The sequence below is a fragment of the Occultella glacieicola genome (genome assembly GCF_004353825.1).
Classification (GTDB): Bacteria; Actinomycetota; Actinomycetes; order Actinomycetales; family Beutenbergiaceae; genus Occultella; species Occultella glacieicola.
This window is the reverse complement of the sequence record NZ_SMNA01000012.1, coordinates 31853-44362: the sequence shown is the minus strand read 5'-3', so window position 1 is coordinate 44362 and position 12510 is coordinate 31853. Positions and strand designations below refer to the sequence as shown.

General features: G+C 70.0%; 13 protein-coding genes. 12 read left to right on the top strand and 1 reads right to left on the bottom strand.

The genetic code is table 11. The features are described 5' to 3' along the window. Nucleotides 1-242: 242 nt before the first annotated feature. The 6 genes from EXU48_RS20245 to EXU48_RS20220 are packed head-to-tail and all read left to right on the top strand — an operon-like array spanning nucleotide 243 to nucleotide 4772. Nucleotides 243-965, top strand: a complete 723-nt coding sequence (locus EXU48_RS20245; protein WP_133109502.1) for a helix-turn-helix domain-containing protein — start codon at nucleotides 243-245, stop codon at nucleotides 963-965. A 57-nt stretch (nucleotides 966-1022) separates the two neighbouring features. Beyond that, nucleotides 1023-1838, top strand: coding sequence for an alpha/beta fold hydrolase (locus EXU48_RS20240; RefSeq protein ID WP_133109501.1), 816 nt, complete (start codon nucleotides 1023-1025; stop codon nucleotides 1836-1838). 1 nt (nucleotide 1839) lies between these two features. Then, nucleotides 1840-2736 carry an NAD(P)H-binding protein gene (locus EXU48_RS20235; protein ID WP_133109500.1) on the top strand — a complete coding sequence of 299 codons (897 nt, stop codon included), beginning with the start codon at nucleotides 1840-1842 and terminating at the stop codon, nucleotides 2734-2736. A 1-nt stretch (nucleotide 2737) separates the two neighbouring features. Next, nucleotides 2738-3301 carry a dihydrofolate reductase family protein gene (locus tag EXU48_RS20230; RefSeq protein ID WP_133109499.1) on the top strand — a complete coding sequence of 188 codons (564 nt, stop codon included), beginning with the start codon at nucleotides 2738-2740 and terminating at the stop codon, nucleotides 3299-3301. 5 nt (nucleotides 3302-3306) lie between these two features. After that, on the top strand, nucleotides 3307-4149 hold the full coding sequence (locus EXU48_RS20225) for an alpha/beta fold hydrolase (RefSeq protein ID WP_133109498.1): 843 nt from the start codon (nucleotides 3307-3309) through the stop codon (nucleotides 4147-4149). A gap of 44 nt (nucleotides 4150-4193) precedes the next feature. Next, complete coding sequence (locus EXU48_RS20220) at nucleotides 4194-4772, top strand: alpha/beta hydrolase (RefSeq protein WP_133109497.1); 579 nt, start codon at nucleotides 4194-4196, stop codon at nucleotides 4770-4772. 34 nt (nucleotides 4773-4806) lie between these two features. On the opposite strand, the gene EXU48_RS20215 is transcribed toward EXU48_RS20220, so the two are convergent. Beyond that, nucleotides 4807-5442, bottom strand: a complete 636-nt coding sequence (locus EXU48_RS20215) for a DUF4203 domain-containing protein (RefSeq protein WP_165962917.1) — start codon at nucleotides 5440-5442, stop codon at nucleotides 4807-4809. Nucleotides 5443-5663: 221 nt separating this feature from the next. Between EXU48_RS20215 and EXU48_RS20210 the strand changes: the two genes are divergently transcribed. The 6 genes from EXU48_RS20210 to EXU48_RS20185 all read left to right on the top strand — a co-directional run bounded on the left by EXU48_RS20210 (nucleotide 5664) and on the right by EXU48_RS20185 (nucleotide 12502). Next, complete coding sequence (locus EXU48_RS20210; RefSeq protein WP_133109495.1) at nucleotides 5664-6284, top strand: VOC family protein; 621 nt, start codon at nucleotides 5664-5666, stop codon at nucleotides 6282-6284. Between the two features lie 856 nt (nucleotides 6285-7140). Beyond that, the gene (locus EXU48_RS20205; RefSeq protein ID WP_133109494.1) at nucleotides 7141-8175 is read left to right on the top strand and encodes a TRAP transporter substrate-binding protein; all 1035 of its coding nucleotides are present in this window, start codon (nucleotides 7141-7143) and stop codon (nucleotides 8173-8175) included. Nucleotide 8176: 1 nt separating this feature from the next. Next, nucleotides 8177-8725: a TRAP transporter small permease gene (locus EXU48_RS20200; protein WP_165962916.1), complete on the top strand. Its 549-nt coding sequence runs from the start codon at nucleotides 8177-8179 to the stop codon at nucleotides 8723-8725. Beyond that, on the top strand, nucleotides 8725-10005 hold the full coding sequence (locus tag EXU48_RS20195) for a TRAP transporter large permease (RefSeq protein ID WP_133109492.1): 1281 nt from the start codon (nucleotides 8725-8727) through the stop codon (nucleotides 10003-10005). The genes EXU48_RS20200 and EXU48_RS20195 overlap by 1 nt, the downstream gene beginning before the upstream one ends. Before the next feature lie 65 nt (nucleotides 10006-10070). After that, nucleotides 10071-11711 carry an acyl CoA:acetate/3-ketoacid CoA transferase gene (locus tag EXU48_RS20190; protein WP_133109491.1) on the top strand — a complete coding sequence of 547 codons (1641 nt, stop codon included), beginning with the start codon at nucleotides 10071-10073 and terminating at the stop codon, nucleotides 11709-11711. Continuing rightward, nucleotides 11708-12502: an enoyl-CoA hydratase/isomerase family protein gene (locus EXU48_RS20185; protein WP_133109490.1), complete on the top strand. Its 795-nt coding sequence runs from the start codon at nucleotides 11708-11710 to the stop codon at nucleotides 12500-12502. The genes EXU48_RS20190 and EXU48_RS20185 overlap by 4 nt, the downstream gene beginning before the upstream one ends. Nucleotides 12503-12510 lie beyond the last annotated feature (8 nt).

The window sequence follows — 12510 nt, the reverse complement described above, 5'->3', positions numbered from 1 at the left end:
GAGCGAGTGGTGGAGGCCCTACATTCGCGCGTCGGAGGACTGCGCAGGTACCACCGGGCGCGACACTTCCCCTACGTCCTGTGACGTACCTCGGGACGGTGAGCCCGGGTCGCGGGCCCGCCGGGCGCCATGCGTCGATCGACGTAGCCGCGTCTACGCTCTCCGGCCGACGCGAGCCGACCTGCCGGGTCGTATCGTCGACGTGTCTCCGCTACTCCGCGCACTCCTCGGAAAGGTGTGGCATGCCGGTCGAGAGCATTCACCGCGGTTCCGACTCGCCGTATGTGGAGCGGGTCTGGCGCGGGCGCACCAGCGGCGCCGGGAGCATGACGTCGGTCGCGACGTCGACCTGGGAGCTGGTGTTCTGGGAGGACCGGGGCGTCGTCCATGCCGCCGTCCGGGGACCCGAGACGACGGCCTCGACCGTGCCGTTCAACGGCGACTCGGAGGCGTTCGGGATCACGTTCGCGCATGGCACCTCCATGCCGCACCTTCCGGTCGCGGACCTCGTGGATCGTGAGCGGCAGAGTCCGCGCGTCACCGGCCGCACGTTCGAGCTGCGGGACGAGGTGCGGGAGATCCCCGGCCTCGACGACGCCGAACTCCTGGTGCGCGACCTCGTCGGTGCCGGCGTGCTCGTCCGGGACCCGCTGGTGGCCGACGTGGTGTGGGGCGGCCTGGCCAGGGTGGGCTCGCGGTCGGTGCAGCGCCGGGTGGCCGCGGCGACCGGGCTCACCCAGGGGGCGATCCGGCAGATCCACCGCGCGCGGGAGGCGGCCGTGCTGCTCGGTGAGGGAGCCGCACCCCTCGACGCCGTCCACCGGCTCGGCTACTACGACCAGCCGCACCTGGCCCGGTCGCTCCAGCGTTTCATCGGCCGCACCGCGACGCAGCTCCGTCAGCGTGACCGGGTCGCGGAGCCGATGTCGCTCCTGTACAAGCCAGGGGACCCGGCGGGTTCCTAACGTCATTCCCGTCGCGGTGATCGACACCGCGACTCCCGAGAATGAGGAGAAACGTCCATGTCCGACGGCACTGTCACCTCGGCAGACGGCACCACCATCGCCTACACGGCGTGGGGTGACGGCGACCCGATCGTCATCATCGACGGCGCGACCGCCTACCGCGCCAGCACCCCCGAGAACGCGGCGACGGCGGACCTGCTCGCCGACGAGTTCCTCGTCATCAACTACGACCGCCGCGGACGCGGCGAGAGCGGCGACAAGGCGCCCTACGCCGTCGAGCGGGAGTTCGAGGATCTGGCCGCGATCATCGACCAGGCCGGCCACGGCGGTCCCACGACGGTGTTCGGCTGGTCCTCCGGCGGCAACCTGGCCCTGAATGCCGCCCAGGCCGGAGTCCCGATCGCGCGGCTGGCCGTGTTCGAGGCGAACGCCGTGACCGACGACTCCCGCCCGCCCCTGCCGGCCGACTACGTCGAGCGCCTCGAGACCGCCGTGGACGAGGGCCGGCCGGGCGACGCCGTCGCCCTGTTCATGACCGCCGCCGTGATGATGCCGGAGGAGATGGTCGCCGGGATGCGCGGCGAGGACTTCTGGCCCGGTCTCGAGGCCATCGCCCCGACGATCGCCTACGACGGACGCCAAGTGGGCGACGCCATGTCCGGGCGGCCGTTGCGGGCCGATCTGTGGGACCGGGTCGAGGTACCCGTGCTGGCCATGCACGGCATCGACACCTGGCCGTTCCTCGCCGACGCGGCGCGGACCATCGCCGCGCACCTGCCCACCGCGACCCTGAAGCCGGTACCTGGGCAGGAGCACAGCACCACCCCCGAGGTGCTCGCCCAGGCGCTGCGCACCTTCATCAAGGAGAAGTGAGATGGGCACGTTCGCCGTCGCAGGAGCGACCGGCCGGGTGGGATCGGCGACGGCACGCAGCCTGCTCGCGGCCGGTGCGAACGTTCGCGTCCTGGTTCGCCGTCAGTCCGACGGCGACGCCTGGCGGGCGCGGGGCGCCGAGGCCCGGGTCGTCGATCTCGAGGACCGGGCCGGGCTGGGAAGCGCGCTCGAAGGCTGCTCGGGGTTCTTCGTGCTGCTGCCGTTCGACCTGACCGTCGATGACCTCGACGCGCACGCCGGCACCCTGATCGACTCGATCGCAGGTGCGGTCGCCGACCGACGGGTTCCGCACGTCGTCATGCTCTCCTCCGGCGGGGCCGACCTGGCCGAGGGGACGGGTCCCATCACCGGGCTGCACCGGTTGGAGCAGGCGCTGCTCGCCACCGGTACCACCCTGACGGCACTACGCCCGGGCCACTTCCAGGAGAAGGTCACCGACCTGATCGACGTCGCACGCGAGCGCGGGATCTACCCGGTGTTCGCGGCCTCCGCCGACGCGCCCCGACCGATGGTCGCCACCCGCGACCTCGGGCACCTCGCCGCCGACGCGCTCCTCGCGCCTCCCACGGTCAGCGAAGCCGTCGACGTCATCGGGCCCGCATACTCCGAGAGGGCGGTCGCTGTGGCGCTCGGCGATGCGCTCGGCCGCCAGCTCCAGGTCGCCACGCTCCCTGACGAGGCCTGGGCTGGAGCGCTGGCGGACGCGGGCATGCGAGAGCACATCGCCACAAGCGTGGCCGAGCTCTACCGAGCCGATGAGCAAGGACTGCTGGCGCCGCGGGGCGACCGGAGCGTGCGCGTGCACACCAGCGTCGGCGGAACCCTCGACCGGCTTCTCGACGCGGCGGCTTCCGACGAGCGAAACAAGGAGTACTGACATGGGTACGATCGTGATCACCGAATTCATCTCCATCGACGGAGTCGTGGAGGCACCGGGCGGCGAGGACTTCAAGTACCCGGACTGGAGCTTCGAGATCGACCGGGGGCCCGACGGCGAACGGTTCAAGGAGGTGGAAGCGCTCCGGTCCGCGGCGCTGCTTCTCGGGCGCACGACCTACGAAGGGTTCGCGCAGGCCTGGCCAGGGTACGAGGGCGAACTCGCCGACAAGTACAACAGCATGCCGAAGTACGTCGTCTCCCGGACGCTCACCGACCCCGAGTGGACCAACACCACCGTGCTCTCCGGCGACCTCGTCGAGGACGTGTCCCGGCTCAAGAGCGAGATCGACGGCGAGATCTCGGTGGCCGGCAGCATCCAGCTCGCCCAGGGTCTGCTGGCGCACGACCTGGTGGATGAGATCCACCTGATGGTCTCGCCGGTCATCCTCGGGTTCGGCCGTACCCTGTGGCCGCAGACCCCAGACAAGTCCACCTGGGCGCTCACCGAGGCGACGACGTACGGCGACGGCGTGCTGGTCACCATCCACCAGCGCACCCGCTGACTGCCGTGCCCGCTATCGATCTGCCGACGGCGACGCTCGACATCACCGACACCGGCGGCGACGGCCCCACGCTCGTGCTCCTGCACGGGCCACTCCTGGACGCCAGCGTCTGGGACGGGGTGATCGACCGGCTCCCCGACCTTCGGTGCATCGCCCCGACCCTGCCGCTGGGCGCACACCGTCGTCCGGCACCTGGGAACGACCTGACCAACGAGTCATTGACCAGGCTCGTGGCGGACCTGCTCCTCGCGTTGGACCTGCGGGATGTGACGCTGGTGCTCAACGACTGGGGCGGGGCGCAGATCATCGTGGAACTGGGCCTTGCCGACCGGGTCGCCCGCCTTGCCCTGGTCGCCTGCGAGGCGTTCGACAATGTGCCCGCCGGACAGCCGGGGCGGATGTTGGCACGAATGTCACGCATCCCCGGTGGGCTCGCCCTTCAGGGGCAACTGACGAAGGTGCGCGCCGTGCGGCGCCGGCTCGCGGCCGCGATGGCTGCCCACCCCATCCCGGACGAGCGCCTGCGTCGATGGTTCGAACCCTCGCGTGAGGCGAGCATTCGCGGGGATCTGCGCCGGTTCAGCGCCCGGTTCCCGATCCCGGCTGCTCGTGACTGGTCCAGCGGACTCGCCGCGTTCACCGGTCCCGCGCTCGTGGCATGGGCCGACGACGACCGGATGATGCCCGCCGAACACGGCCCGCGCCTCGCGGACCTGCTGCCCGACGCCGAGTTCGTGCGCATCCCGGACGCGGCGACCCTCGTGCCGCTCGATCAGCCGGACCTGCTGGCCCATCACCTGCGAGGGCTGGTGTCACGCACCGTGAGCGAGCACGCGAGACCACGATGAGAGGCCCGATTCGTGGTCCAGATCTTGGTCACGTCCACACCTTCGTGGCCGGCGCCGATACCAGCCTGGCGCCCCTCGTGCTGCTCCACGGTTCGAACGGCTACGAAACGGATCTCCTGCCGCTGGCAGAGGAGTTGGCGCCGGGGGCGGCAAAGCTCGGCGTCCGCGGAACGGTCGCCATGGAGCCGGGGTATGCCTTCTTCCGGCGCTCCCCGGATCGTCGACTGGATGAGGACGCCATTGTCGCCGCGGTGCCGGCGCTCTCGACGTTCATCGAGAAGTCGTGCGTCGATCACAACCTCACCGGACGCCCGGTCGCCGTCGGCTTCTCCAACGGTGCGATCATGGTGGCAGCGCTGCTGATCACGCGGCCCGGACTGTTCGAGCGGGCGATCCTGTTCCGGCCACTGTCGCCGTTCGCCGTGGATCCGCCCCATCTGCTGGACGGCACGCCCGTCCTGATCGTCGACGGCGCGAAGGACGTCCGCCGATCGTCCGGCGACGGCCGACGACTGGCCGAACGGTTGCGCCGTGCGGGAGCTCTGGTGATCCAGCACGAGCTGCCGGTCGGTCACCGGATCACCAGCCAGGACGTGCTGACTGCCCGCCAATGGCTGGGCTGAGAAGGGGGCTCGGCTGGTCCCGTGTTACCCACCGCTACCGTCCGGCCGCGGCCCAGGACGTGCGCACCGTGCTCAGCTTCCGTCGGCGGTCGTACCGGATCTGGACCACGATACCGAGCACGGCGAGCACGAGCTGAACGACGTACCAGAGCGGCTGGTCGGCGATCCGGAACTGGGTCTGTGTGAGCCCGTCGAGATCAAGGGTGTCGAGCAGGATCAGTGCCCCGGCCACGGCGACCGCGGCCCCGGCCAGGGCACTGATCACGATCAGCACCAGCTCGGGCAGGTTCGTCAGGATGGCGAGCACGCCCAGCACGAGGCCGCCGAGGACACCGAGGACGATGAGCAGCCACACCTGCGAGACGCCGAACGCGACGGCGATCGTCTGGCCGAGCACGTAACCCATCGAGACGAACGCCAGCACCACAGCGACCGCGTAGAAGGCGTAGGCGAGCGCGCCGAACACGACCGCGAGGACGATCGCCGCGAACCAGGCGGCACCGGTGGCCAGGTACCCCTCGTCGGCGACCGCAGCGACGAGCACCACCCCGAGGCCGAACCCGATGGCAGCGCCCCACAGGGCCAGCAGGCCGCGCATCGCGCTGCTTCCGCGGAAGCACAGCAGCAGCCCGAGTATCAGCGCGAGGGCGCCCACGATCATGTCGGTCACGTTCGGTCTCCGTCTCGTCGGTGCGCGGCGGCGCCAGATCGAGGGTGGCGTCCTCGCCCGGCCGGTGCCGCCGATGGTACCGATCATGGCCGACGTCCGGTTCCGCGACCGGTCAGGAATCGAGAAGCGGGACCGGCGCAGCGCGACCTAGCGTGAGGAACACGCCGATCGTCCCGCGTACCGGCGCCCCGATCGAACCGAACAGAGAAGGTGCACCAGCGATGAGCTCCATCACGTCCCTGACCATCGAGGCGGCCGACCCGGCCGCCACCACCGCGATCTGCGCCGCCCTCCGCGTGAGCGAGCGGATCGGCGCGCGCGCCGGCGGCGAGCCGAGCGTGGGATTCCGCGGCTTCTCGATCTCCCTCGTGGTGTCCCAGCCGGGCAACGTCGACGCGTTGCTGAATGCGGCCGTGGAGGCCGGAGCAAATGTCGTCAAGCCCGCCGAGAAGTCCCTGTGGGGCTATGGAGCCGCGTTCCAGTCGCCGGACGGGACGTCCTGGACGCTTGCGTCGTCCGCGAAGAAGGACAGCGGCCCGGTGAGCCTGGACATCGAGGACATCGTGCTCCTGCTCGGGGTGGCGGACGTCAAGGCGAGCAAGCAGTTCTACGTCGAGCGCGGGTTCAACGCCACCCGCAGTTTCGGCGGCAAGTATGCCGAGTTCGCCGACACCCGGGGTGGCCTGACCTTGGCGCTGAACCCGCGCAAGCTCGCTGCGAAGAACGCCGGCGTCTCACCCGACGGGTCGGGCTCGCACCGGCTGCTGATCGGCGGCGACGCGGGGTCGTTCACGGACGCGGACGGCTTCGTGTGGGAGCAGGCGGCACAGCGGGTGGGATGAGTGCTGGCCGACCGCGAGGGCCGGGTTCCAGTCGCAGGTCGCCTTCACGGACGAGCGTGTCGTCCATGGGTCGATGTTCGCCGCTGACGCGCAGGTCGCAGTCGGCGCGGGCGAGCACGTCGCGCCGGAGGTCGATGCCGGGTGTGATCTCGTGGCCCTCCGAGTCCCGTGAGCGTGAGGCGCAGGACCGCGCGTCCGGTCGCGATCGTGACCCATTGGCCCGGCGCCCGACAGCATCGCCACGTCGATGCTCCACCGGCGAGCAGCGTGAACTGGTCGACGCCAGTCAGTCCTAGTTCCTACCGAGTGCTCGACCCGGACGGACTCCTCGGTCACGTCGTTCATCCGGGCGTCGGACTGTCTCAGATCCGCGCACGTACCCGTACCGACCTCGGTGAGCACGCCGGGTGGCGCATCGCCGCGGCCCGGTGCATCTGGAGGCGGAAGCGGCGCCCGAGCGACGGCGGAACCGCGTCGGGGCAGCCAAGCCCGGAAGGGAACGGGACGGTCGCGGTCGCGCCGTCGCGGACGAGATCTGCGGCTTGGCCGGACGTGAGGATCGGTTGGGTGCGCATGGGCCTCTTTTCGACCCTCGAGCGAGATCTGACGTAGATCGGTCTAATCCGTCGAGCCGCGATCCGTCGCTCACCGAACGCTCGCACGATGTCCCGAGAGTTCGGGAGGATGTGCGATGCGCCGGCCTCATAGCTGGTTGGTAGCCGTCGCTCGGTTGCAGGTTGACGACCTTCTATGTCTATCCTAGCGTGATCGATCTACCAGCCCGGCGTCTCCGAGTCGCCGGCCAGCCGTCACCGCGGTGTGACGGCGTCAACGAAGACTGAGAGGGTCCACCACCATGCGAACCACCACGACCGCACGCCGGGCCGGCGTCCTGCTCGTCGCCGCTGCGCTGACCGCATCGGTTGCCGCCTGCAGCGAGGACGCCATCAACGGGGAGGGCGGTGGGGCCGAGGATGAGACCTTCACGCTCGTCGCGGGCCATCAGCTGGCTGCCGATACCCCGTTCGATCAGGGCCTGGACGAGTTCGCCCGACTCGTCGAGGAGAAGACCGACGGGCAGGTCACCGTCGAGGTCCACCCGAACGCCGAGCTCGGCACCGAGACGGACATGTTCCAGGCCATGCAGTCCGGCACGATGGATGTCGCGATCGTCGCGCCGGGCTCGATCGCCGAGTTCGTGCCGCAGGTGTCGATCCTCTCGATGCCGTTCCTGGTCACCAGCCGGGAGCAGCGCGACGCGATCATCGAGGGGTCGATCGCCGAGGACCTCGCCACCAGCATCGAGGAGACCTCCGGCGTGGTTCCGATGACCTACTTCGGCGGTGGTATCCGCCAGATGTTCTTCACCGAGCCGGCCACCGGCCTCGAGGACATCGGCGGGCGGCTCTTCCGGGTTCAGCCCAGTGAGGTCCTCACGGACTCGTTCGCCGCGGTCGGGCTCGAGCCGACCGTGGTCGCCTACAACGAGCTCTACAACGCGCTGCAGACCGGGGTCGTCGGGGGCGCGGAGAACGAGTCCGTGTTCATCGAGAGCCAGAAGTTCTACGAGCCGGCACCGAACATCCTGATCACGAACCATGAGGTCACGATCCGTCCCCTGATGATCGCGTCGTCCACGCTGGAAGGGCTGCCGGAGGACCTGCGCGCGGCTGTGCTCGACGCGGCCGACGAGGCCGGCCAGTTCGAGCGTGACCTCGAGGCCGAGGTCGACGACGAGCAGCTGGCCGGCCTGGCTGAGCTGGACGGGGTCACTGTGGTCGAGGCGGACACCTCCGGTGCGATCGACATGGTCCGCCCGGTCTGGGAGGAGTATGCCGGCCAGTGGGGCATGGAGGACGTACTGGAGCAGATCATCGAGTTGCGGGGCTGACATGGTCGCCGCCGCAGACCGGCTCTACCGGGCGTTGCTCGTTGCCGTGACGGTGCTTCTCGGAGCGCTGACCGTCGTGGTCTCCTATCAGGTGATCGGCCGTTACGTGCCGTTCATCCCGCGCGCGATCTGGACCGAGGAGATCTCCCGGCTCTGCCTGGAGTGGCTCGTGTTCCTTGGTGCCGCGCTCGCCATCCGTCGCAACGAACACTTCATCATCGACGTCATCCCGTCGAGGGTCGCGACGAGGTTCCGGGTACCGATCCAACTCGTCATCCTGGCCTTCCTGGCACTCGCCTCGGTCGCGATCATCGTCGGCGGCCTCGCGCTCGCTGAGACCGGGCTCGGCCGGACCTCGACGACGTCGGGCATCACGCTCACCTGGGCGTTCGCCTCCCTACCCGTAGCGGGCCTGTGCATGCTCTTCTTCGTCATCGAGCTGGCCGTGCGGACCCTGCGCGGCGAGGCCGTGGAGGAGATCGGTGCTGATCTGGTCGACCAAACGGCCGTGACTCCTGAGGGACACGGCATCGAAGGAGTTGGTGAGTGATGGTCACCATCGCCGTGTCGCTGCTGGTCATCTTCATCGTCATCTGCCTGCTCCGGGTACCGATCGCCTACGCGCTGCTGCTGGCCTGCCTTCCGTTCTTCTTCCTGGCGGACCGGCTGAACTCCGAACTGTTGGTGCAGCGGATGTACGCGGGCGTGGACTCGTTCGTGCTGCTCGCCGTGCCCTTCTTCGTCCTCGCCGGCGGCATCATGAACGCGGCGAAGGTCACCGACCGGTTGCTCGCCCTCGCGAACGCACTGGTCGGGTGGGTCCGCGGTGGACTGGGAATGGTCAATGTCGCGACCTCGATGGGATTCGGGGGCGTGTCAGGTTCGTCGACCGCGGACGTCGCCGGCCTCGGGTCGATCCTGATCCCGCAGATGAAACGCCGCGGGTACGCGGCCGGGTACGCGGTCGGGATCACGGCCGCGTCCGCTGTGATCGGCACGATCATCCCGCCCTCGATCCAGATGGTGGTCTGGGGATCCCTGACGAACACCTCGATCGGGGCCATGTTCCTCGGTGGGGTGGTGCCCGGCGTCATGATCGGTGGCGGGATGATGCTGGTCGCCTATGTCGAGGCCCGCCGGCACGACTACCCGCGGGAGCCGCGGATGCCGTTCAAGGAGGTCGCCGTGGCCTTCCGGGACTCCGCCCTGGCCCTGGTCATGATCGTGATCGTGCTCGGAGGCATCATCGGCGGCTTCGTCACCGCAACCGAGGCGTCGGTCCTGGCCGTGCTGTACGCGCTGTTCCTCGGGCTGGTCGTCTACCGGACCATCAAGATCCGGGACCTGCCGAAGATCTTCCGGGAGAGCGCGCTGCTGACGGCGCTGCCGCTGTTCGCGCTGGCCGCCGCGGCGGTGTTCGCCTATTTGCTCGCGTTCTACCGGATCCCGTTCATCTTCGAGGACGCGCTCGCCGGCGTGCCGAGTTGGGCGATCCTGTGGGTGGTCGTGCTGATCTTCGTGGTCCTGGGGACGTTCCTGGACGCCCTGCCCGCGATGGCGATCATGATTCCGGTGCTCGCACCCGCGGTGCTGGCCGCCGGGGTGGACCCGGTCCAGTACGGCGTGGTTGCCGTCATCGCGCTCGCGTTCGGACTGATCACGCCACCGTACGGGCTGTGCCTGCTGCTCGCGGCCAAGATCGGCAAGATCCCGGTGATCCAGGCGATCAAACCAATGGCTCCGTTCGGATTGGTGATCGTGGCGACGATGGCGCTGGCGATCCTGGTACCGGACGTCGTCCTGTGGCTGCCCGGACTGGGTGGCGAGTAGCAGATTCGTCGCGTGGCCCCACCCGCTCGGTGGGGCCACGCTCAACCTTCAAGGAAGCTGCACGCATGAAGAGAGTCGAGATCCTCACCGCACGCGAGGCGGCCGAACTCATCGAGGACGGAGACGTCGTCACGGTCAGTTCCTCGTCCGGGCTCGGGTGCCCGGACGCGGTCCTGCGCGGGATCGGTCAGCGGTTCGAGCAGACGCAGGCGCCGCGGGCGCTGACGTCCGTCCACCCGATCGCCGCCGGGGACATGTACGGCATCCGCGGGATCGACCACCTCGCCCGGCCCGGCCTGCTGAAGCGGGTGGTCGCGGGCTCCTACCCCTCGGGCCCGTCCTCGGCCGAGCCGCCCGCGATCTGGGCGATGATCGAGCACGAGCAGGTCGAGGCCTACAACTTCCCCTCGGGCACGCTGTTCCAGATGCACCGGGCCGTCGCGGCGCACCAGCCCGGCGTGCTCACGAAGGTCGGTCAGGGCACGTTCATCGATCCGCGCGAGGGCGGTGGCCGGATGAACGAGACCACACCCGCGGACATCGTCGAGCTGCACACGGTCGACGACCAGGAGTGGTTGTTCTTCCGGTCGATCGTTCCGGACGTGGCGATCATCCGGGCGACCACGGCCGATGAGTTCGGGAACCTCACGTTCGAGGACGAGGGCTCCCCGCTCGGCGCCCTCGACCTCGCCTACGCCTCGCACAACAACGGCGGCCTGGTGATCGCGCAGGTGAAGCGAATGGCCAGCGGCCGCAGCCTCGACCCGCAGAAGGTGCGCGTTCCGGGGATCCTCGTCGACGCCGTCGTCATCGACCCGGACCAGATGCAGACCACCCACACCCACTACGACCCGGCCATCTCCGGGCAGCTGCGTCGCCCCCTCGCCGACCTGCCCCCAGTGGCCTACTCCCTCGAGAAGGTGATGGCCCGGCGCGCCGCCACTGAGCTCGCCGCCGGGGAGACCGTCAACCTCGGGTTCGGTGTCTCCGCCCTGGTGCCGCACGTGCTGAACGAGGAGGGCCACGGCACCGCGGTCTCGTGGGTGCTCGAGCAGGGGGCCGTGGGAGGCATCCCGCTGCTCGACTTCGCGTTCGGCTGCTCGCAGAACCCCGACGCGATCATGCAGAGCGCCGACCAGTTCACCCTGCTGCAGGGCGGGGGCTTCTCCCACAGCCTGCTCTCCTTCCTGGAGATCGACGCCCATGGCAACGTCAACGTCCACCACCTGCCCCACCGCCGGCACGTCACCGCCGGCGTGGGCGGCTTCGCGGACATCACCGCCGCGGCCCCGGAGATCGTGTTCGTGGGGTCGTTCACCGCGGGTCGGCGGCAGATCGACGTGGGCGCGGACGGGCTCGGGATCGTCGCCGACGGTCCGCACACCAAGCTGGTGCCCGAGGTCGCCGCGGTCACCTTCAACGGCCAGCTCGCCCTGAGCCGCGGCCAGCGGGTGACGTACGTGACCGAGCGCTGCGTGATGCAGCTGCGCCCCGAGGGGATCACCGTCACCGAGATCGCTCCGGGTGTCGACCTGGACAGGGACGTGTTGGCCCGCAGCGCGTTCGGACTGCTGGTCAGCGACGACCTACGCCTGATGGACCGCGCGCTGTTCCGCGAGGGCGCGATGGGACTGACGCTGCCCGAGCACCCGGGGCACGGCCGGCTCGCCCGCCGCGCCGCAACGACGGAGGGGAGCGGGCGATGACCGGGACACCGGACCACGGCACCGCCGCCATCTCGTTCGACGACTCCGGCGAGGTCGCGACGATCACGCTGGACCGGGCCGCGAAGCTCAATGCGCTCACCCCGGCGATGCTGCGCGACCTGGAGCGAGTGGCCCGGGAGGCTGACGACTCCCCGGCCCGGCTGGTCCTCGTGCGCACGGCCGGAACCAGGGTGTTCTGCGTCGGCGCGGACATCACGATGTTCGGCGCCCTCGGCGGCGTCGAGATGTGGCGCGACTGGATCAGCGTCGGGCACCGGGCGTTCAGCGCCCTCGAGGCGATCCGGTGTCCCACGATCGCCGTCATCGACGGTCTCGCCTTCGGCGGCGGCCTCGAACTGGCCCTGGCCTGCGACTTCCGCATCATGGCCGACGGCGCCCGGCTCGCTCTCCCGGAGACGGGCCTGGGCACCGTCCCCGGCTGGGGCGGCACCGGCCGGCTGCCGGCGCTCGTCGGTCCGTCCCGGGCGAAGGAGATGATCCTCGCCCGCCGGGAGGTGGCGGCGGACGCGGCGCTCGCCTGGGGGCTGGTGAACGAGGTCGCCGCACCGTCGGCACTGCCGGAGTGCGTGCAGCGCTGGAGCACCCGGATCCGGGGCGGCGCGCCGGTGGCCGTGGCCCTGGCGAAGCAGCTCGTCACGGCGACCCTCGAGGGTGCCCCGGCGTCGGTGGTCGAGGCCCTGGCCGGTGGCCTGTCCGTCGGCACCGACGACCTCGCCGAGGGCGTGGCAGCATTCGGCGAGAAGCGGACGCCGGAGTTCAGCGGTCGGTAGGGCGAACG

Excerpts from the sequence above, each read along its gene's own strand:
- EXU48_RS20245 (WP_133109502.1), top strand. The coding sequence starts at position 243 with ATGCCGGTCGAGAGCATTCACCGCGGTTCCGACTCGCCGTATGTGGAG.
- EXU48_RS20240 (WP_133109501.1), top strand. The coding sequence starts at position 1,023 with ATGTCCGACGGCACTGTCACCTCGGCAGACGGCACCACCATCGCCTAC.
- EXU48_RS20235 (WP_133109500.1), top strand. The coding sequence starts at position 1,840 with ATGGGCACGTTCGCCGTCGCAGGAGCGACCGGCCGGGTGGGATCGGCG.
- EXU48_RS20230 (WP_133109499.1), top strand. The coding sequence starts at position 2,738 with ATGGGTACGATCGTGATCACCGAATTCATCTCCATCGACGGAGTCGTG.
- EXU48_RS20210 (WP_133109495.1), top strand. The coding sequence starts at position 5,664 with ATGAGCTCCATCACGTCCCTGACCATCGAGGCGGCCGACCCGGCCGCC.
- EXU48_RS20205 (WP_133109494.1), top strand. The coding sequence starts at position 7,141 with ATGCGAACCACCACGACCGCACGCCGGGCCGGCGTCCTGCTCGTCGCC.
- EXU48_RS20200 (WP_165962916.1), top strand. The coding sequence starts at position 8,177 with ATGGTCGCCGCCGCAGACCGGCTCTACCGGGCGTTGCTCGTTGCCGTG.
- EXU48_RS20195 (WP_133109492.1), top strand. The coding sequence starts at position 8,725 with ATGGTCACCATCGCCGTGTCGCTGCTGGTCATCTTCATCGTCATCTGC.
- EXU48_RS20190 (WP_133109491.1), top strand. The coding sequence starts at position 10,071 with ATGAAGAGAGTCGAGATCCTCACCGCACGCGAGGCGGCCGAACTCATC.
- EXU48_RS20185 (WP_133109490.1), top strand. The coding sequence starts at position 11,708 with ATGACCGGGACACCGGACCACGGCACCGCCGCCATCTCGTTCGACGAC.